Source organism: Roseibium sp. M-1 (genome assembly GCF_054515675.1).
In genome coordinates this window covers 1,277,405-1,296,203 of record NZ_CM137257.1, presented here as the reverse complement: position 1 = coordinate 1,296,203, position 18,799 = coordinate 1,277,405, and the positions used below count along the sequence as shown (strand labels likewise).

Annotated in this window: 18 protein-coding genes; 2 read left to right on the top strand and 16 right to left on the bottom strand. The window is 61.3% G+C overall.

What is annotated here, in order from left to right; genetic code table 11:
• Positions 1 to 108 precede the first annotated feature (108 nt).
• The 3 genes from ACX3M4_RS05940 to ACX3M4_RS05930 all read right to left on the bottom strand — a co-directional run bounded on the left by ACX3M4_RS05940 (position 109) and on the right by ACX3M4_RS05930 (position 2,881).
• On the bottom strand, positions 109 to 1,446 hold the full coding sequence (locus tag ACX3M4_RS05940) for a GNAT family N-acetyltransferase (RefSeq protein ID WP_459357667.1): 1,338 nt from the start codon (positions 1,444 to 1,446) through the stop codon (positions 109 to 111).
• Positions 1,447 to 1,588: 142 nt separating this feature from the next.
• The gene (locus ACX3M4_RS05935) at positions 1,589 to 2,350 is read right to left on the bottom strand and encodes a glycerophosphodiester phosphodiesterase family protein (RefSeq protein ID WP_459357666.1); all 762 of its coding nucleotides are present in this window, start codon (positions 2,348 to 2,350) and stop codon (positions 1,589 to 1,591) included.
• Positions 2,351 to 2,413: 63 nt separating this feature from the next.
• A complete protein-coding gene (locus ACX3M4_RS05930) occupies positions 2,414 to 2,881 on the bottom strand; it encodes a RidA family protein (protein WP_459357665.1) in 468 nt (155 codons plus the stop codon).
• Between the two features lie 305 nt (positions 2,882 to 3,186).
• On the opposite strand from ACX3M4_RS05930, the gene ACX3M4_RS05925 reads away from it, so the two are divergent.
• Positions 3,187 to 4,044, top strand: coding sequence for a cell envelope integrity EipB family protein (locus ACX3M4_RS05925; RefSeq protein ID WP_459359375.1), 858 nt, complete (start codon positions 3,187 to 3,189; stop codon positions 4,042 to 4,044).
• Positions 4,045 to 4,118: 74 nt separating this feature from the next.
• Here ACX3M4_RS05925 and ACX3M4_RS05920 read toward each other — a convergent pair whose 3' ends face one another.
• From ACX3M4_RS05920 to ACX3M4_RS05905, 4 genes are all read right to left on the bottom strand, one after another.
• Complete coding sequence (locus ACX3M4_RS05920) at positions 4,119 to 5,066, bottom strand: IS110 family RNA-guided transposase (RefSeq protein ID WP_459357664.1); 948 nt, start codon at positions 5,064 to 5,066, stop codon at positions 4,119 to 4,121.
• 299 nt (positions 5,067 to 5,365) lie between these two features.
• On the bottom strand, positions 5,366 to 6,679 hold the full coding sequence (locus tag ACX3M4_RS05915; RefSeq protein WP_459357663.1) for a DNA polymerase IV: 1,314 nt from the start codon (positions 6,677 to 6,679) through the stop codon (positions 5,366 to 5,368).
• A gap of 56 nt (positions 6,680 to 6,735) precedes the next feature.
• Positions 6,736 to 7,401: a hypothetical protein gene (locus tag ACX3M4_RS05910; protein ID WP_459357662.1), complete on the bottom strand. Its 666-nt coding sequence runs from the start codon at positions 7,399 to 7,401 to the stop codon at positions 6,736 to 6,738.
• Positions 7,394 to 7,693, bottom strand: a complete 300-nt coding sequence (locus ACX3M4_RS05905) for a DUF3572 domain-containing protein (RefSeq protein ID WP_459357661.1) — start codon at positions 7,691 to 7,693, stop codon at positions 7,394 to 7,396. Before ACX3M4_RS05905 ends, ACX3M4_RS05910 begins: the two co-directional genes overlap by 8 nt.
• A 135-nt stretch (positions 7,694 to 7,828) precedes the next feature.
• Between ACX3M4_RS05905 and ACX3M4_RS05900 the strand changes: the two genes are divergently transcribed.
• Positions 7,829 to 8,200: a response regulator gene (locus ACX3M4_RS05900; RefSeq protein WP_459357660.1), complete on the top strand. Its 372-nt coding sequence runs from the start codon at positions 7,829 to 7,831 to the stop codon at positions 8,198 to 8,200.
• A 659-nt stretch (positions 8,201 to 8,859) separates the two neighbouring features.
• Here the strand turns inward: ACX3M4_RS05900 and rpmG are convergent.
• The 9 genes from rpmG to ACX3M4_RS05855 form a co-directional block, all read right to left on the bottom strand.
• Positions 8,860 to 9,027, bottom strand: coding sequence for a 50S ribosomal protein L33 (rpmG, locus tag ACX3M4_RS05895; protein ID WP_006934913.1), 168 nt, complete (start codon positions 9,025 to 9,027; stop codon positions 8,860 to 8,862).
• 189 nt (positions 9,028 to 9,216) lie between these two features.
• Positions 9,217 to 9,618, bottom strand: coding sequence for a RidA family protein (locus ACX3M4_RS05890; RefSeq protein ID WP_459357659.1), 402 nt, complete (start codon positions 9,616 to 9,618; stop codon positions 9,217 to 9,219).
• Between the two features lie 64 nt (positions 9,619 to 9,682).
• Complete coding sequence (locus ACX3M4_RS05885; protein WP_459357658.1) at positions 9,683 to 10,429, bottom strand: NUDIX hydrolase; 747 nt, start codon at positions 10,427 to 10,429, stop codon at positions 9,683 to 9,685.
• On the bottom strand, positions 10,426 to 10,896 hold the full coding sequence (locus ACX3M4_RS05880) for a DUF983 domain-containing protein (RefSeq protein ID WP_459357657.1): 471 nt from the start codon (positions 10,894 to 10,896) through the stop codon (positions 10,426 to 10,428). Before ACX3M4_RS05880 ends, ACX3M4_RS05885 begins: the two co-directional genes overlap by 4 nt.
• Positions 10,893 to 13,148 (bottom strand): ribonuclease R, encoded by a 2,256-nt coding sequence (gene rnr, locus ACX3M4_RS05875; protein ID WP_459359374.1) that lies wholly within the window; start codon positions 13,146 to 13,148, stop codon positions 10,893 to 10,895. The genes ACX3M4_RS05880 and rnr overlap by 4 nt, the downstream gene beginning before the upstream one ends.
• 62 nt (positions 13,149 to 13,210) lie before the next feature.
• The gene (gene topA / locus ACX3M4_RS05870) at positions 13,211 to 15,883 is read right to left on the bottom strand and encodes a type I DNA topoisomerase (protein ID WP_459357656.1); all 2,673 of its coding nucleotides are present in this window, start codon (positions 15,881 to 15,883) and stop codon (positions 13,211 to 13,213) included.
• 175 nt (positions 15,884 to 16,058) lie between these two features.
• Positions 16,059 to 17,198, bottom strand: coding sequence for a DNA-processing protein DprA (gene dprA / locus ACX3M4_RS05865; RefSeq protein WP_459357655.1), 1,140 nt, complete (start codon positions 17,196 to 17,198; stop codon positions 16,059 to 16,061).
• Positions 17,195 to 17,860: a glycerol-3-phosphate 1-O-acyltransferase PlsY gene (gene plsY, locus ACX3M4_RS05860; RefSeq protein WP_459357654.1), complete on the bottom strand. Its 666-nt coding sequence runs from the start codon at positions 17,858 to 17,860 to the stop codon at positions 17,195 to 17,197. The genes dprA and plsY overlap by 4 nt, the downstream gene beginning before the upstream one ends.
• A 126-nt stretch (positions 17,861 to 17,986) precedes the next feature.
• On the bottom strand, positions 17,987 to 18,772 hold the full coding sequence (locus ACX3M4_RS05855; RefSeq protein ID WP_459357653.1) for a DUF3108 domain-containing protein: 786 nt from the start codon (positions 18,770 to 18,772) through the stop codon (positions 17,987 to 17,989).
• Positions 18,773 to 18,799: the final 27 nt, after the last annotated feature.

The following is an 18,799-nucleotide window of genomic DNA, read 5'->3' as shown; positions in this document are numbered from 1 at the left end:
CTGATCTAGAGCGCGTCGCGTTTAACTGGAAATGTCTTGCATCGCTTTTTGCGTTGAAATCTCTGATTTCAGACAGCAAAAAGCGATTCCGATAAAACGCGATTTGCTCTAGCCGTCCTTGCGGAAAGGGGCATGATCGGCGAGGGCTTCGTTCTCGCGCTCCACCGCCAGACGTTCGTGTTCCAGGAAATCGGCGACCGCATCGTGCAGTCCCTCGTGGGCGATCCAGTGCGCGGAATAGGTGGTGGTTGGCAGATAGCCGCGGGCGAGTTTATGCGCACCCTGTGCGCCGGCCTCCACCCGTTTCAGGCCGTGGGCAATCGCGAAATCGATTGCCTGGTAATAGCAGAGCTCGAAATGCAGGAACGGATGGTGCTCGGTGCAACCCCAGTGCCGTCCGAAGAGCGTGTCGGAGCCGATGAAATTGAGTGCACCGGCAACATAGCGGCCGTTGCGTTTGGCCAGCACCAGCAATGTGCGCTCGGCCAGGCGCTCGTTGATCAGCGAGAAGAATGTGCGGTTCAGATAGGGCCGGCCCCATTTGCGCGAGCCCGTGTCCATGTAGAACCGGAAAAAGGCATCCCAATGGGCTTCCGTCAGGTCCTTGCCGGTGACCCATTCCACCTCGATGCCCTCGGCACCAAGCGCTTCCCGGCGCTCCTTCTTGATGGCCTTTCGCTTGCGCGAGGCGAGATCCGCCAGGAAACCGTCGAAGCTGTCATAGCCATCGTTTTCCCAATGAAACTGCTGATCGGTGCGCCTGAGATAGCCAAGTTCGCCGAGGCTGTCCCATTCGGGTTTGGTCAGGAAGGTGGCGTGAACGGAGGAAGCGCCGGAGCGTCGGCAGACCTGGACGAGACCGGCGGCAAGTGCCTGCAGGCCGGCTTCGCGGTTGACACCGGGCCCGGTGAGAAAGCGACGCCCTGTCGCGGGTGTGAATGGGATAGATACCTGCAGCTTCGGGTAATAGTCGCCGCCCGCCCGGTAAAAGGCATCCGCCCAGCCGTGGTCGAAGACGTATTCGCCCTGAGAATGGCTTTTCAGATAGGCGGGTACAGCGCCCAGAACCGTGCCGCCCGCTTCCTGAAGAAGCATGTGCCGGGGCAACCAGCCGGTGGCCTCAGTTGCGCAGCCCGATGTTTCCAACGCTTCCAGAAATGCATGAGAAAGGAATGGGTTGAAAGAGGTTTCTTCAGAAACTGCATCAGCTTCGATACCCAAGGCGCCGGACCAGTCGGCAGCCAGGTTTCCAGGAAGGCCCCCGGGTGCCTGGCAAGTCTCTTCCCGCTGCAGCTTTCCGCTGCCGGAGAGCTTCCAGCCGGGATTGGCAACCCGGTCCCAGTCCGTGCCCGGAACATCCTTCAAGGATGAGAGGATCCGCAACGAAACGGTTTCGCCGGCCTCTGCAGCCGGTTTTTTTGTGTCCTCGGACTGGGATGAACTCATGCGTCAGAAATTGCCAGATGAAGAAGCGCTTGACCTGAATGTAGAGCCGTCATTTTGCAGTGCAAGAGGTACGGTCTCCCAGTCTTGAAATCCCCATGAAATCTTCTTGAAATCCGGGCGGCCAGCCGAGGGTTCTTCGCGGCTATTTGTCCGGATCGAACCCCTCGAAAACGATCTGGTCGGCGTAGCGCCCTGCCTTTTCGCGCTGGTCGCTTGTACGCACCGTCCAGGTCATCAGCGGAAGCTTGAAGACCGAATGCAGCAGGCTGGGTCCCGCCTTCGGCAGGTCCTTGATGCCATAGGAAATGAAATGCGGGCGAGTGCGCGGTGCGTGGAGGAGATGGCGCAGGATGAAGCGATCGACGCGGCCATACCGGGCATAGTCGGGACCGGGTTCGGCCGCATCCGCAACAATGCCGCGCAGAACATCCGGATTGTGCCCGCGTGCTATCGAAAGCATGTCCGGATCGAAGGACTTGATGCAGGCAGGCCCCTTGTAATCCGCCACCTGGCTGGTCACGTGACGGACGAAATCCATCTGCGCATCCCGGCGCATCAGTGACTTGATCTCGATCACCAGCGGCACCTTGCCGTCGACGAGGTCGAAAAGGTCCCTGAGCAGCCAGAGCCTGTCCGTTCCCGTTTTCATCTGCAGGCGCGTCAGATCCGCAGCAGTCTGGTCGATTACCCGGCCGGTGCCGTCCGCCAGCCTGTCGAGCGTATAGTCGTGAAACACCAGAGCCTCGCCGTCGGAGGTTTCCTGGACATCAACCTCGATCGCGAAGCCGCGCTCGACCGCCCGCTGGATCGCGGTCGGGGTGTTTTCGATGATGCCGTTATCGGCATCGTGATAGCCGCGATGGGCAATCGGGCGGGCAAAGATCGCCGCAAGGTCCGGGGTCATGACGCGTCTGGCCAGTGCTCGGGAGGGCAGCGGGTGCATCCGCGCGCCCGCCGGTGGAAGGGATCAGGCTTCGATTTCGAAGATGGCTTCGATTTCGACAGCGGCGCCGAAGGGCAGCGAGGCGGCGCTCACGGCGGAACGGGCATGCCGGCCCTTGTCACCCATGGCTTCGAAAAGGAAATCGGATGCGCCGTTGATGACCTGCGGCTGATCGGTGAAGTCGGGAGTGGAGTTGACGAAGCCGACGATCTTAACCAGGCGGACAACCTTGTCGAGGTTGCCCGTTGCGGCCTTGGCCTGGGCAAGCAGATTGATGGCGCAGAGTTTGGCCGCTGCCTTGCCTTCGTCGATGCCGAGCCCGTCTCCCAGTTTGCCGGTGACCTGCAACTTGCCGCCCGCCATCGGCAACTGGCCGGAGACAAACAGCTGGTTGCCGGTGACAACAAACGGAACATAGTTCGCAGCCGGTGCCGCGGCTTCCGGAAGCGAGATCCCCAGTTCCTGCAAGCGGGCGTCGATGGTGCTGCTCATGGCCTTCTCCAATTTAGAGGACTGTTGGCGTGTCTTGGCGCAATTCGTCAAAGGTGACAAGGGCAAAAACAGGTGTCTCGCTCACAGGAAACTGTGGAGGAGGCTTGTTTGTTTCGCCGGAAAACACACTTTGAGGCCGCAACGTGTGAAATATGCGCTGTGCAGGGGCGCCTGAGCGCCGGACGAGAAGCTTTCGCTGTAGCGAAAGGCACAGTTTGTCGCATAATGTGGAACCGGTCGCAGGCCTGAATTGGCCGTCCGGACACGAAGGAAGAGGTTTTTTGATGCAGTGCGTTCCGAAGTCGGTGTCCTTGACCTTTGGCGCAGTCACGCTGGCTCTGGCCGTCACTGTTGTGCCGGGTTCGGCGGCCCTTGCCGCCAGTGCAGGGGGCTCTGCCGGACAAAGGCTCGTTCCCCATCGGGCGGTCTACGACATGAAACTCGGCGACACGGAAGAGCAGGCCGGGATTGCTGGGCTGAACGGACGTATGGTCTATGATTTTTCCGGCAGCGCCTGTGAAGGCTACAGCGTCAATTTCCGTTTCGTGACGGAGTTCCGGGACACCGATGGCGGCTCCCAGATCACCGATCTGCAGACAACGTCCTTTGAGGAGCCCAAGGCCGAGAGCTACCAGTTCCTGTCCAAGACCTTTGTCGACCAGAAGCTGGTCGAGGCGACCCGCGGCACGGCCCGTGTCGGCAGCGGCGCCAGGACCGTGGAACTGAAGGAACCTGCCGAAAAATCGCTGGAAATCGGCCGGGAAGTGCTGTTTCCGACGGAGCATCTCCTGGCGATCCTGAACGCAGCGGATAACGGCGTGCATTTTCTGGCCGCCGATATCTATGACGGTGCGGAGACCGGCGAAAAGGTCTATGCGACGACGACCGTGATCGGGACGAAGGCGGAAAATGACGGCAAGGCGGTTGCGGCCGGGCAGGACGCGGCGCTGGCCGGTGTCGCCTACTGGCCGGTGACCGTTGCCTATTTCGACCCGAGCACGGAAAACGCGTCCGGCGAGCTTCTTCCCGTTTACCAGCTGTCCTTCTGGCTCTACCAGAACGGCATCAGCGGCCAGCTGAAGCTCGACTACGGCGATTTCACCATCCACGGCAAGATGTCCTCGCTCGAACTTTACGACGAGGCAGACTGCCCGGTGCAGTAAACGCCTTCCTCGCACCGCTCCCTCTTAGACCTCATCCTGAGGAGCCGCAACGCGGCGTCTCGAAGCAACCATGTTTATGAGATTGTTTTTTGGCTCCAGTCCTTACCGTCTCGGACCATAGCGTTGAGGATGGTGATGAGTTTACGGACGCAGGCGATGATTGCCTTTTTCTTGCTGGCGCCGCCTTTGGTGAGGCGCTGGTAGAAGGTTTTGATGATCGGGTTGAAGCGGACTGCGGACAGGCTTGCCATGAAGAGAGCCCGCCGCACGCTGGCACGGCCGCCTGCAATCCTGCTTTGACCGCGCATGGTACCGCTTTGCCGGATGAAGGGGGCAACGCCGACGAGGGCGGCAATGGCGCGGCGCGAGACCTGGCCCAGTTCGGGCATGAAAGCCAGGAGCGAGACAGCCGCGCCCGGCCCGATGCCGGGAACGCCTTGCAGTTGCTCGTAGCGCCGGTGCAGGTCAGCCTTTTGCCGAATGCAGGCCTGGATCAGGCGGTCCAGATCAGCGATTGCGGCTTTGTTTGCTTCTTGCAGCCTGTGAAGCAACTGCAGCAGAGCGGGATCGTCATTGAGGCCGATCTGATTGGAAAGGCGGGTCCTTTCGGCCACCAGCGTCTCTCTCACGGTGGCGTATTGCGCCAGTTTGGCTTCCGCCTCGTCGGGCTGGGGAGCTGCCGGCGGATCGAACACCTGCGCGAAACGGGCCAGAACGGCCGCGTCCTGCGGATCGGTCTTGGCCAGAATGCCCGCAGCCTTGGCAAAGTCCCGGACACGGCGCGGGTTGACCACGCAAACGTGCAGCCCGCACCTCTGAAGCTCCCGGGCTGCTTTGCGCTCGTAGCCGCCGGTCGCTTCCATCACCACGCGTTCGACTGCAAAGGGCGACAACAACGCGACAAGCTCTGCCCATCCGGCAGGGTCGTTGCCAAAGCGCTCTCGCGTATCTCCCGGGAGCACATGCACATCCAGCGTCGCTTTCGATACATCAATGCCAACAAAGTAAACTGTCGCGTCCATCTGTCCCTGCCTTATCTACGCACTCTTGTGCGAGCAACCATTCGGGATAAGTTGGAAAGCGGACCGGGAGCCTTGCTTCGAACGGACTGCGAGGTGCCGAGGATGGTACGGTCTCCGGCCCGCTTGGGAGAGCACTCAACGGCTCTCCCAAGTCAACTTCTACCAAAGTCCGAACAGATAAGGATGGGCGGCATACTCCGGAGCAAGCGGCCCATCCTTCGAGACAGCGCTAGCGCGCTTCCTCAGGATGAGGTCGTGAGGGGAACGATCTAGTGCCAGATCCTGTTCACTTTGGACCCTTAACCGTCCTTCCGGTTCTTCTCCTCCCGCGCGGTGCGCGCAGCGTGGGTGAGGCCGAGTTCCACCGCGGATTTGCCAAACTTGTCCCGCAGCCGGTCAACGGCGAGCTCGGCGTTCTTGCGCCGTTCCGCGGACCGGTCGATCAGGTCCTGCGGGTCCGCGAGGGCCGCGGGTTCCAGATCGCTGACGCCGATGCCGATGAGGCGGAAGCGGCGGCCGTCGGTTTCGTGGCGCAGTAGATCGACACCGGCGGCAAAGATCTTGTCGGCAAGCTGGGTCGGGTCCGTCAGATGGCGCGCACGGGTGATGGTCTTGAAATCGGCGGTCTTCAGCTTCAGCGTGATGCCGCGCCCTGAGAGGTCCGATTTTTTCAGCCGCGCCGAGACCTTTTCCGACAGGTCCCTCAGGATCGGCCGCAGAGTTTCGAAACTGGATATGTCCGTCCGGAAAGTTGTCTCCGCCGATACGCTCTTGGCACCGCGTTCCGGTGTCACCTCGCGGCTGTCGTCGCCATGGGACAGTCGGGCGAGGCGAAGGCCGATGGTGCCGTAGCGGCGGGCCAGGTCGGCAGCGTCCATCAGTTGCAGCTGTCCGATGGTTCGGATGCCGTCCCGCTCCAGTTTCTGCTGGAACACCTTGCCGACACCCCAGATGCGCCCGACGGACATGGCGGCCAGAACCGTTTCCGCCTCCGCCGCGCCTATGACCGAAAACCCGCGCGGCTTTTCAAGATCAGAGGCAAGCTTTGCCAGGAACTTGTTGGGTGCAAGGCCAACCGAGGCCGTGACGCCGATCTCGCTTTCAAGATCGCGAATGAAACCGGCCAGGGTTTCAGCCGGTGTCTTGCGGTGCAGGCGCTCGGTGCCGGTCAGATCGAGAAAGGCCTCGTCGATCGAGATCGGTTCGACCAGCGGCGTCAGTGCGCGCATCCGCTCCCTTATTTCCTTGCCGACCCGGGAATACTTTTCCATGTCGGGCTTGATGACGATGGCCTGCGGACAGGCTTCGAGCGCCTTGAACATGGGCATTGCCGAGCGCACACCGTAAATGCGGGCAATGTAGCAGCAGGTGGAGACGACGCCGCGCTGGCCGCCACCGACAATGACCGGCTGGTCCTGAAGCTCCGGATTGTCGCGCTTCTCGATGGAGGCATAGAAGGCATCGCAATCGATATGGGCGATGGAAAGCTGGTCCAGCTCGGCATGACAGACGAGGCGCGGGCTGCCGCATTTCGAGCAGCGGTTGGCGCCCGGCGCCAGGCGGTTGCCGCAATCCCGGCAAAGGGCGCGTGTCGGCGGAGGTGTCTGGGTCACGTCTTGAGCTTTTCAGATCGCAAGCTTGCCGGCTGTCACGTTGATTGCAGGCGGTATCAGGCAAGAATACCGCTGATGAAGGCGGCCGTCTCCTGCCAATCTCCGGTCAGCAGCGCGACATGCTCCTCCCGGGTTGTCGTCCCCAGAAACCGCGGATCGGCGATGAACTGGATCTGGATTGCCGAGGGCAGGGAGGCATGCACGGAGGCATGGTTGGTCGGGCTGTCATCGATGAAGACGACGGGTACGGGCCGTCCGGCAGCAAGAGCCGCAACCGCACCACCCTTCGGCCCGGTGTTGGTCAGTACCGGAAAGGGAAGGCCGAGGCCGGCAAGGAGCTGCTCGCGCACAGGCTTGTTGTGGCCACCTGGAAGGTTTGTGAGGAAGACAATGTCCCAATCGACTGCGAGAGCATTCAATGCCTCCGTCGCACCGGGCACCATGTCCTGGCTGTGACTGATCTCGTCGAAAAAGCTGAGCAAATGGCGGCGCACGTCGTCTGACGACAACAGCTGCCGGTCGGCCTTGCCGGCGATGTTTCCGGTCATGCGGTATTCGTATTTCAGGAACATCAGCTCGCGTGCGTGCAGATACTCCTCCAGGTGCGAGATCATGTGAAGAACGACCTCGTCGACATCGCAGATGATGAGCGGGCGCGAGGAAACGGGCAGGGCGCTGATCTGGGCCAGAACTTCGGGAAGAACCGGTGTCGGTTCAGGCATCGAATTCGTCTCCACCAGCAAGGGCGTAGCGCGCGGCGGCCATCATGGTCGGGCGCAAGCCAGCATTTTCACAAAAGGCAAGAAGAAGCGTCTCGTCCATCATGTAGAACTCAAGAACTCCGGCCAGAAAGCCCGGCTCACCGGCCGCTTCCCGAATCATGTCCGGCCCGATGCCGGAAAACGCCAGAAACCGGCCGATCTGTTCGGGGTCACGGCTCAGCTGCAACAGGGCTTCGGTAGCAATTCCTTGAGCTTCTTCAACGGACAATGACTTACCCTGTATATTTTTCATTGTGTTTTTTTGCCTTTCTGAAACGATTCCGGGTTAGAAGAAGCCTAATGCGGACCGGGGAAGGGTTCTACCGCGGAAAAAAGCGCTGCGAAAAGAAGATGGGACCGGTGAAAAGCCGGATAAAGGGCCGGACATATGGCGAAATCCGTGTTGATCGTAGAAGACAACGAGCTGAACATGAAGCTTTTTCATGATCTGCTCGAAGCACACGGCTATGACACTTTACAGACCCGCACCGGTATCGAAGCCTTGCAACTGGCCCGCGATCATCGTCCCGATTTGATCCTGATGGACATCCAGTTGCCGGAAGTTTCCGGCCTGGAAGTCACCAAATGGATCAAGGAAGACGAGGACATCGCTTCCATCCCGGTGATCGCAGTGACGGCCTTTGCCATGAAGGGTGACGAAGAGCGCATCCGTCAGGGCGGCTGCGAAGCCTATATATCCAAGCCGATCTCGGTCGCAAAGTTTCTGGAAACAGTACGCGCCTATCTCGGCGAGGCGTAATCGCGACGGGTCAAAAGTACTGCGGCGGGTAAAGATCTTTTCCAAGGTTTCACGGCAGAACCGGCGCACCTGTGGGCATCTATCCGGCGAATCAGTTGGGTCATCGATCACGTGCTCTTCATATTAAGGTTACGGATTTACTAAAACGGCATTGTTTCTGTGCATATTTTATGGAAAATATTGCATTCGGGTTCCAATCAGGTAGTGTGACCCTAGATTAGGGTTTTTCCTGATCGCCTCTATGACGTGGTAAAGATTGCCGTAACGTCAATTGGCACCAGTTTCCCCTCGGAGTGCTCAGGTCCGCCGCATCTCCTGGGTCCGTGGGGCAGGTCGGCTGGGAACCGGCCGAAGAGTGGCCTCCTCGTATGCCGTGTTCCCGCCGACCACTATTTTTCCAGCTGAAATCCGTAACTGAATGCCCGCCCGCCGGGGCGCTGGCGCGTGGTGTTTCACGCGTGATAGTTAGAGCAAATCACGTTTTATCGGAATCGCTTTTCGCTGTCTGAAATCAAAGATTTCAACGCAAAAAGCGATGCAAGACACTTCCAGTTAAACGCGACACGCTCTAGCCGCGAAAGTTTGCAGCCATCCGACTCCCCAAATACAAAAAACCCGCCGTTTCCGGCGGGTTCTTGAAAACAGCCTGAAACCGGATCTTACTTGATCTTGGTTTCCTTGAACTCGACGTGCTTCTTTGCAATCGGGTCATATTTCTTTTTGACCATCTTTTCGGTCATCGTGCGGGAGTTCTTCTTGGTCACGTAGAAGAAACCGGTGTCCGCCGTGGAGAGGAGCTTGATCTTGATTGTTGTCGCCTTGGCCATGGCCTTGGATCCTGTTCTCTGTTGTCGGGCATAGAGTTCTTGTGGCCAGAGGGCTGGCGGTGAATCTGCCCCAGTGTCTGAAATCAGCGCGCAACCTACTCATCGCAGCGCGAAAGTCAAGCGCTCCCTGCCATGGCGCAGGAAAATGATGCGCAGAACTCTTGGGTCCGTGCGCAGCAGGCACTGGCCTCACTCTGCCTTCGGAACCCGGCTTGCCACAGCCTTGATCTCGATGATGGCGCCTTCACGCACGAAGCCGGCGACTTCCACCGCCGTCCAGGCCGGATAAGGCTCCTCGACGAAGTCCGCGCGCACCTTCTTGAAGAGCTCCAGATGGTCGCGCAGGCCGACGTGATAGGTGGTCATCTCGACAAGCGCGCCATAGTCAAGCCCGGCCTTCGCAAGCACGAGACCCACCTTGCGGAAGGCATTGCGCATCTGCATTTCAGGATCGGCGGGCAAGTTGCCGGCGGCATCGGCGCCTGTAAAGCCGGTCAGGAACAGGAAGTCGCCGCAGGCAAGACCAGGCGACATTTTCCAGTCCTTGTAGAAGCTTGCCAGTTCCTCCGGGACAATCGCATGTTTCTTCATCGGGCCGACTCCCTCCTTGCGGGCAAGGGACCGGCCGAAGGAGTCAGCCGGAGGTCCGCAGAGATCAGATGGTCTGGCGGACAAACCCGCCCTTACGGAAGAAATAATAGGGCACCGGCGTTGCGGGAGAAAGCTCCGGATCAGTCGACAGGCGCTCTTCCAGGTCGGAGAGGATCTTGTTGGTGATCATCGGCAGTTCTTTCTGCCGCGCTTCTTCGAAGGTCAGCCAGGCGCAGTCTTCCAGCTCTCCTGACGGGCCTCTGCCGTCCGGCAGCCGGTCGGCGATGGCATCGGCCCAGATGGCAAGAAAACGGGTGTCGAAACGCCGCGGGCGCTGCGGCGGGGTAATAGCCCGCGCAATCAGCCTCAGGCCGCCAAGGTCCGGCTGAATGCCCCGCTCGGCAAAGGCCTCAAAGCCTGTGCCGAGACGCAGGCCGGGACCGTCGGTGGATTTGCCGACGAATATCCCGGCTTCCTCGTAGGTCTCGCGGATGGCGGCAAGTGCCAGGGCACGCACACGGGCAGCCGATTTGGCATTCTTGAGATCCGCGGAGAGCTTCTCCTCTACCACGGGGTGGTAGGGCAGCACATTTGAGATGTGGCTGTCGGCGACATCCACGCGGCCGCCCGGGAAGACGAACTTGCCCGGCATGAAGGTGTGACGCATGTGACGGCGGCCCATCAGCAGCCTGACATTCCCGTCCTTGCCATGGTCGAGGATGAGCAGCGTCGCTGCATCCTTCGGCCGGATATAGGGATAGTTTCCGGCCTTTTCGTCCTTGGCCAGGCGCTGTTCGAAGGAGCCGGTCATGAAATCCTTTCAGGCGGTGCCGGGATCGGCGGAATGTCGTCTTCCGCCTCCGGATCGAAGCCGTGCATGTAGAGCGCCCATTGCAGCCCGATCAGAGCGCCCTTTATCGGCCGCAAGAGGCCAAGCGAGAGCAGCAGCGTCAGCGGCACCCAGAGCGACATGTGGATCCAAAGTTCGGGATGCCAGAACACCTCGACCGCCAGCATCCCCGGAACGATGATATGGCCGACAATGGTGATGGTGAAATAGGGCGGCGCATCGTCGGCGCGATGATGATGGAACGCCTCGCCGCATTTGGAGCAGGCGTGGCAGGTGTTGAGATAACCGTCGAAGATCCGGCCTTCGCCGCAGTTCATGCAGCGGTTTCCAGCGCCGCGCAGCACGGCGGGCAGCACGTTTCGGCGCGGCTTCACCGGCGCGGCTTCCGGTGCCTTCAGGCTTTCATGCAGCTCGTAGCGAACCGTCACGAAGGTCTCCTTCGTCCCTGTTTCTTGGGCGGGGTCCGATTGTTGCGGCCACCCTTCGGCGGCCCGCGCCGCACCTTGGGCGCGGCCTTGCGGATACGCTTGCCGGCAATGCGCCCATGGCTGAGCAGCTCGAATGTGAGCGCACCGGCAAAGGGGGCTGCTTCCACCAGCCGGACTTCCACCTGGTCGCCAAGTTGGTAGGTCTCGCCGGTCTTGTCACCTATGAGCGCGTGCGACCCTTCGTCATAGCGATAATAGTCGAGGCCGATGGTGGAGGCCGGAACGAAGCCGTCGGCACCCGTCTCTTCCAGACGCACGAACAGTCCTGATTTCACGACGCCTGCGATGCGACCCTGGAAGGTGGCGCCGATCTGGTCGCTCATCCAAAGGGCGATCAGCCGGTCGATCGTGTCGCGCTCGGCCAGCATGGCGCGCCGCTCTGCCGCGGAGATCTCCGCTCCGATGGCTTCCAGCTTGCTTTCGATGCCTTCCGGCAGACCGTCGTTGCCGAGACCAAGCGCAGAGATGAGGCCCCGGTGCACGATCAGGTCGGCATAGCGACGGATGGGTGAGGTGAAATGAGCGTAGCGGCGCAGGTTGAGGCCGAAATGGCCGATATTCTGCGGCGCATATTCCGCCTGCGCCTGGCTGCGCAGCACCACCTCGTTGACGAGATGGGCCTGCGGCGTGTCCTTCACCTTGGCGAGAATACCGTTGAAGACTGCGGGACGAAGTCCGCCCGAAGACGGCAGCTTCATGTTGAGCGTCGACAGGAAGTCCTTGAGGTTCTCCAGCTTCTCCGGCGTCGAGGCGTCATGGATGCGGAAGAGCAGGGGCGTCTTCTTCTGCTCCAGCGTCTCGGCCGCCGCGACGTTCGCCTGGATCATGAATTCTTCGATCAGCTTGTGCGCATCCAGACGCTCGGGCACGTAGACATGGTCCACGGTGCCGTCCGGCTTCAGGCGGATCTTGCGCTCCGGCAGGTCGAGATCCAGCGGCTCGCGGGCATCGCGGCCCTTCTTCAGCACGGCGTACGCGTTCCAGAGCGGCTTCAGGATGCCGTCGACGATGGTCTCGGTCTTCTCGTCGGTGGTTCCGTCGATGGCTTTCTGTGCCTGCAGATAGGAAAGCTTCGCCGCCGAGCGCATCAGCACCCGGTGGAACGTGTGGCTGACCTTGCGCCCGGTCTTGTCGAAAACCATCCTGACGCCGAGCGCCGGTTTGTCTTCCTTTTCCCGCAGCGAACACAGCTGATTGGAAATGTGCTCCGGCAGCATCGGAATCACCCGGTCGGGGAAATAGACCGAGTTGCCGCGCAGGTTCGCTTCCCGGTCCATGGGCGAGCCGGGAGTGACGTAGTGAGCGACGTCGGCAATCGCGACATAGGCGATGAAGCCGCCTTCGTTGGCCGGATCCTCGTCCTCTTCGGCAAAGACCGCATCGTCATGGTCCTTGGCGTCGGGTGGATCGATGGTGATGAGCGGGATCTGCCGCCAGTCCTCGCGCTTTCCGAGCTTCTCGACCGGCTTGGCGCTTTCCGCCTGGGCTTCGACAGCCGCAGGGAAGACATGCGGGATGCCGTGCGACTGCAGCGCGATTTCCGAAACCGCCTTTTCCGAGTTCATCGAACCGAAGCGCTCGACGATGGCGGCACGCGGATGGCCGTAGCGGCCGGTGCGCGTCACCTGGACGCTGACAAGGTCGCCGTCCTCGGCGTCCTTCATGTCGGTCGCATCGATATCGAGTTCCCGCTGCTTGCGGTCGATCGGCTCCAGATAGGGAGGCCGGTTCCTGTCGCGTTTCCTCAAGATGCCGAGGATCGCGCCCTGGCGTTTTTCCAGAACCCGGATCACCCGGGCAACGTGGTCCGTCTCCGGACCGCTGTCGGCTTCCGTCAGGCGCACCAGCGCCCGGTCGCCGAGGCCCGGCTGGGTCGCCTTGGTCTTGCCGGTCAGCACCAGGATCTTTGGCGGATCTCCCGCCTCGTCGTCCCAGTCGACAGGCGTTGCGACCAACTCGCCGTCCTTATCGCGCGCGATCAGGTTGGCGACGAAGACCGGAGGCAGGTCTCCCGGACGGATCATGCGCTTGTTGCGCTTCTCCATCAGACCGTCGTCGGTAAGGTCCTTCAGCAGCTTCTTCAGGTGGATGCGCGCGCCGCCGATAATGCCGAAATGGCGCGCGATCTCACGCTTGCCCGCGCGGCCCGGATTGTCGGCGACGAAGGCGAGAATGTCGTCCCGGGACGGCATTTCGCCCGGAACCTTGGCGTGTTTACGATCGGTGTGCTTGCGCGTGTTTATTTTCTTGGCGCTCAACTCGCATCATCCCAGGGCACCTCTTCGGACGACGCATCGACCTTTGCCTTGGCGGTCTTCGTTGCCGTTTTCTTCGGGGCCGCTTTTTTGGTGGCCGTTTTCTTGGCCGCCGGCTTCTTGGCGGCCGCTTTCTTCTTGGCCCCGCCCTTGGGAGCCTTGGCGGCAATCAGTTCCACCGCCTGTTCCAGCGTCACCGCCTTCGGGTCGGTGTCCTTGGGCAGGGTGGCATTGATCTTGCCGTGTTTCACGTAAGGTCCGTAGCGGCCGTCATAGACATTGACCGGCCCGCCTTCGGAGGGGTGTTCGCCGAGCTCCTTCAGCGGAGCAGCTGCCGCACCGCCGCGTCCGCCGCCCTTGGCGCGCTTTTGCGCCAGTGCGTCGACGGCCCGGTTGATGCCGACGGAAAAGACCTCGTCCGGAGTGGAAAGGTTGGCGTAGGTGCCGTCATGCAGCACGAACGGACCGTAGCGGCCGATGCCGGCGGAAATCATCTTGCCGTCTTCCGGGTGCGGTCCGACCTCGCGCGGCAGCGACAGGAGCTGCAGTGCCTTTTCAAGGTCCATGTCCGCTGCCGACCATCCGCGGGGCAGGGACGAACGCTTCGGCTTGGCTTCTTCGCCCAACTGAACATAAGGCCCGAACCGGCCGTTGCGGAGCGAGACATCCATCCCCGTTTCCGGGTCGGTGCCGAGAACCTTAGGTCCCTCGTCGTCGCCGTCCTCACCGTTCGGCTTGCCGAGCTGGCGGGTATAGCCGCATTCGGGATAGTTGGAGCAGCCGATGAAAGCACCCCAGCGGCTGACCTTCAGCGACAACTGGCCGCTGTCGCAGGTCGGGCATTTTCGCGGATCGGAGCCGTCTTCCTTGGCCGGGAAGATATGCGGACCGAGCAGCTCGTTGAGGGAGTCGATGACCTGGGCAACGCGCAGGTCCTTGATCTCGTCAACGGCGCCGGAAAAGCCCGTCCAGAAGTCACGCAGAACGTCCAGCCAGGAGAGTTCGCCGGCGGAGATCTTGTCGAGCTGTTCTTCCAGGCTCGCGGTGAAATCGAATTCCACATAGCGCTGGAAGAAGCTTTCCAGGAAAGCGGTGACGATGCGGCCCTTGTCCAGCGGCACGAGCTGCTTCTTTTCAAGCTCGACATATTCGCGGTCGCGCAGGGTCTGCAGCGTCGAGGCATAGGTGGAAGGACGGCCGATACCGAGCTCTTCCATCTTCTTCACAAGGCTCGCTTCCGTATAACGCGGCGGCGGTGTGGTGAAATGCTGCGAGGCTTCAATCGGCTCGGCTGAGCCGTCAACAGAGGCGGCGGTCAGGGCTGCGCCTTCGTCGACAGCCGGAAGGCGTTTGGAATTTTCGTCCTCCTCGTCGTCGCGGCCTTCCTGGTAGAGCGCAAGGAACCCGTCGAAGCGGACGACGGAGCCGGTCGCACGCAGGTTGGCGCGCTTGCCGGAGCCGCTGGCGAGGATCTCGATGGTGGTGCGCTCCAGCGTCGCCGATTCCATCTGCGAAGCCATGGTGCGCTTCCAGATCAGCTCATAGAGCCGGGCCTGGTCCGGATCGAGGAAGCGGGCGACATCCTTCGGCCGGCGCGCGAGATCCGTTGGGCGGATTGCCTCGTGGGCTTCCTGGGCGTTCTTGGCCTTGGACGTATAGACGCGCGGGCTTTCGGGCACGTAATTGTCGCCGAAATCCTTGGCAATCACGGAGCGTGCAGCGGCAATCGCCTCACCGGCGATCTGGACGCCGTCAGTACGCATATAGGTGATGAGACCGGAGGTCTCGCCGCCGATGGCAACGCCTTCATAAAGCTTCTGCGCCACCTGCATTGTCCGGGACGCGGAAAAGCCGAGCTTCCGGGAGGCTTCCTGCTGCAGGGTCGATGTGGTGAAGGGCGCGGCCGGATTGCGTTTGGCGGGCTTTGAGGCGACGCTGTCGACCTTGAAGCTGGCGCTTTCCAGCATGGCCTTGATCGTCTTGGCCTCGGCCTCGGTGGTGATGTCGAGACGGTTGATCTTCTTGCCGTCGAAGCCGGTGAGGCCAGCCTGGAACATGTCCCCGGCCGGGGTCTTCATGTTGGCCAGGATCGACCAGTATTCCTGCGGTTTGAAGACCTCGATCTCCATTTCGCGGTCGCAGATCAGCCGCAGCGCAACCGACTGAACGCGGCCGGCGGAGCGGGCGCCGGGCAGCTTGCGCCACAGCACCGGTGACAGCGTGAAGCCGACGAGATAGTCGAGGGCACGGCGGGCGAGATAGGCATCGACGAGCGGCGTATCCAGTTGACGCGGATTGGCCATTGCCTCCAGGATCGACTTCTTGGTGATCGCGTTGAAAACCACGCGCTCGACCTGCTTGTCCTTCAGGACGCGTTTCTTCTGCAGCACTTCCAGAACGTGCCACGAAATTGCTTCGCCTTCGCGATCCGGGTCAGTTGCGAGAATGAGGCGGTCGGCATCCTTCACCGCGCTGGCGATTTCGGAGAGGCGTTTCTGGGCCTTCGAATCCACTTGCCAGCTCATGGAGAAGTTTTCGTCGGGCAGCACGGAGCCGTCTTTGGCCGGAAGATCCCGGACATGGCCATAGGAGGCCAGGACCGTATAGTCCGAACCAAGATATTTGTTGATCGTCTTGGCTTTCGCCGGCGATTCCACAATGACGACGTTCATTCTTACCCAAATTTTTTTGCCGGAAACGGAGCCCCCGCCCGGTGGAGAAGCTGAATTTTATTGCGCAGACGATCACGGATCACGCGCCGCCTGTCAAATGGACCTTTGAGCGATCCGGGTCAAGCGATACGGCCCTGATACGTGTTATCCACTGAGATTCAAGAAAAATCCGATCTCACATCAGCGCCGAGATTTTGTTTCCCCGGTGCCGCTCGAGCCGTCCGGCAAGTTCAAGTTCCAGAAGAAGGATGTGGACCGAGCGTGCATCGCCGTCGGCAAAGCGGATCAATTCATCAAGGTCGACTGGCGTCGGTCCGAGCGCTGCGACGATCCGTTCGCGCAGCCTGTCGTCAGGATCCGGAGCTTGCGAGATTGCTGCCTGGCCAGGCTCGCGCAGCGGCCTGTCGAGCGGCAGCACCGGCTCCAGACGCCCGGCAAGGCTTTCCAGGACATCTTCGGCCGATGTCACCAGAGTTGCGCCCTGGCGGATCAGCCCGTTTGCACCTTCCGAGCGCGGGTCGAGCGGCGAGCCGGGAACGGCAAAGATGTCGCGGTTCTGCTCCAGTGCGTAGCGTGCCGTGTGAAGAGAACCGGAGGCCTTGGCCGCCTCGATAACGACCACACCGAGCGACACACCGGAAATCAGCCGGTTGCGCCGGGGAAAATCCCGTCCGCGCGGTTTCAGGCCGAAGGGCATCTCGCTGATGGCTGCGCCGCCATGGTCAACGATAGCTCGCAGCAACCTGTCGTGCTCTGGCGGGTAGAGCACGTCGATGCCACCGGCAAACACGGCGACTGTCCCGCCAACGATCGACGCTTCATGCGCCGCCGCATCGATGCCGCGCGCAAGGCCGGAGGCAATGGCAAAGCCTGATGCACCGAGATCGCGTGCAAAACTGGTCGCAAGTTTCCGGCCGGAAAGTGAGGCATTGCGCGCGCCGACAATAGCCAGCATCCGCTCGCGCGACAGGGCACTGCCACCGCCAACGACGGAAAGAAGAGGCGGCGGCCCGTCGATATGTTTGAGGTGTGGTGGATAGTCCGGCTCTCCGATCGCGACCAGCCGTGCGCCGAACCGGCGATGGGCTGCCAGCTCCGCTTCCGCTGCCTCTTTTGGACAGACCCTGTAGCTCCTGCGTCCGCCGCGCCGGGAAAGCTCCGGCAACAGGTCTAGGGCGGCTTGAGCAGATCCGCAATGGGTCAGGAGATCCGAAAAGGTTACAGGCCCGATGTTCTCCGAGCGTATCAGGCGCAGCCATGCAAGCCGCTCTGCCTCGGAGAGGCCGGGATGTTTTATTGTTGCCGGCGCGCTCACGCGTCTCCGTCGCCCGGTGCGCCGGCCGGGTCCGTGGCCGGTTTGGACTTCGCCCCGATCTTGCTTTCAGCGCCCCGCAGCAGACGGCCGATATTCTCGTGATGCTTGGCCCACAGCAGCAGTGTCAGCAGAAGGAACATCTCCGCCATCTGAAACTGCTTGAAGCCGAAATATAGCAGGAGCGGTGTCGCAAGACTTGCCGTCAGGGCGGAGAGCGAGGAATAGCGGAAGGCGAAAGCCATGGCAACCCAGATTGCCGCGAAGATCAGCCCCATCGGCCAGAAGATGCCGAGCAGGATGCCGAGATAGGTTGCGACACCCTTGCCGCCCTTGAATTTCAGCCAGACCGGAAAGAGGTGGCCGAGAAAAGCACCGAGCCCTGCGACGAGAGCCATTTCCTGGCCGTAGAGCAGATTGACCACCGCGACCGCGACAGTACCCTTCAAGGCGTCGCCAAGCAGCGTTGCGGCGGCCAGCGACTTGCGTCCGGTGCGCAGCACGTTGGTGGTGCCGATATTGCCGGAGCCGATCTTGCGGATATCGCCAAGCCCGGCCATGCGGGTGACAAGCAGGCCAAAGGGGATCGAGCCAAGCAGATAGCCGAAGGCGAGGGCGGCAAGGTAATAAGGCCAGGCGAAACCCCAGCTGATCGGATCGGGCACGCGTCGGCTCCCCTGGGACGTGCATAAGATTTGGTCACCGCAATGTAACGGCATGGCGGACCGGATCAAGTCCGGAATGGGCCAAAAGACTGTCTTTACAGGGAAAAGGCGGCGCTGACCGGTTCCCTATTTCGCCAGCTTGAACTTCTCCGCCTCGACGACAAGGCTCCCGAAGGGCAGCGAGATGCTGGCTTTCAAGGGCACGAGATACGGTTTGTCGCCGACCTGTGCCAACCAGACTTCCATGGATTTGTTGGCCGCCAGTTCCTGGATCGACTTGCGCTTCGGTCTGTGGCCGGATACCGGCTCGTAGCGGACGCCGCAGACAAGAACCTTGCCCTTGAAACGGCCATCCGCAGATTTTGTCGTCTGGCTGGATTTGTAGTTCAAGCGAACGTCGTAACGTTCCTTGCCGTCGAATATGTGCAGGGTCCGGTCGCAGCTTGCCTTGTCCAGGCCCTTCGGCGCCGGCAGGATCGCGGCCGTCAACGGGTCGAGAACGCTCTTGAGGTGGTCTTGCGTCACCTTGATCCGTTCTTTCATGCGATCCTGAGGAGGGTTCACCGCGACTTTGTCGACCCTGCCGGCGCGAAGGGTCATGGCAACGGTGCCGGTTTCGTCCTCGCTCTTGATGTCATAGGCGTAACTGTCCGGCTGCAGGGACTTGCTGCCGACACCGCCGCGCGCCTTGACCGAGCCCTTGCCGTCGGAAACCAGTTTCCCGAAGGCCGCGGTCTGTCCCTCGGCGCTCGCCCAATAGGTCTCCTTGCCGACATCCAGCGACAGGGTGCCGGACCCTATCGGCAGGCTGAGGGCATAGAGCTTGTACTTGATGTAAAGATCCGCCGCTGATGCGCCGCCGGGAAGCAGCGCCAGGGCTGAAAACAGATACAGGAATGCCGTCGGACGCATCGTTCCTCCCGTGCGTAAATCCACTAT

What these genes read in the sequence shown, in the direction of transcription:
- ACX3M4_RS05930 (WP_459357665.1), bottom strand. Translation starts at nt 2,881, where the DNA reads ATGAGCAGCACCATCGACGCCCGCTTGCAGGAACTGGGGATCTCGCTT.
- ACX3M4_RS05910 (WP_459357662.1), bottom strand. Translation starts at nt 7,401, where the DNA reads ATGCCTGAACCGACACCGGTTCTTCCCGAAGTTCTGGCCCAGATCAGC.
- ACX3M4_RS05855 (WP_459357653.1), bottom strand. Translation starts at nt 18,772, where the DNA reads ATGCGTCCGACGGCATTCCTGTATCTGTTTTCAGCCCTGGCGCTGCTT.
- ACX3M4_RS05905 (WP_459357661.1), bottom strand. Translation starts at nt 7,693, where the DNA reads ATGAAAAATATACAGGGTAAGTCATTGTCCGTTGAAGAAGCTCAAGGA.
- ACX3M4_RS05885 (WP_459357658.1), bottom strand. Translation starts at nt 10,429, where the DNA reads ATGACCGGCTCCTTCGAACAGCGCCTGGCCAAGGACGAAAAGGCCGGA.
- ACX3M4_RS05940 (WP_459357667.1), bottom strand. Translation starts at nt 1,446, where the DNA reads ATGAGTTCATCCCAGTCCGAGGACACAAAAAAACCGGCTGCAGAGGCC.
- ACX3M4_RS05890 (WP_459357659.1), bottom strand. Translation starts at nt 9,618, where the DNA reads ATGAAGAAACATGCGATTGTCCCGGAGGAACTGGCAAGCTTCTACAAG.
- rnr (WP_459359374.1), bottom strand. Translation starts at nt 13,148, where the DNA reads ATGCCGTCCCGGGACGACATTCTCGCCTTCGTCGCCGACAATCCGGGC.
- ACX3M4_RS05935 (WP_459357666.1), bottom strand. Translation starts at nt 2,350, where the DNA reads ATGACCCCGGACCTTGCGGCGATCTTTGCCCGCCCGATTGCCCATCGC.
- topA (WP_459357656.1), bottom strand. Translation starts at nt 15,883, where the DNA reads ATGAACGTCGTCATTGTGGAATCGCCGGCGAAAGCCAAGACGATCAAC.
- ACX3M4_RS05920 (WP_459357664.1), bottom strand. Translation starts at nt 5,066, where the DNA reads ATGGACGCGACAGTTTACTTTGTTGGCATTGATGTATCGAAAGCGACG.
- ACX3M4_RS05900 (WP_459357660.1), top strand. Translation starts at nt 7,829, where the DNA reads ATGGCGAAATCCGTGTTGATCGTAGAAGACAACGAGCTGAACATGAAG.
- rpmG (WP_006934913.1), bottom strand. Translation starts at nt 9,027, where the DNA reads ATGGCCAAGGCGACAACAATCAAGATCAAGCTCCTCTCCACGGCGGAC.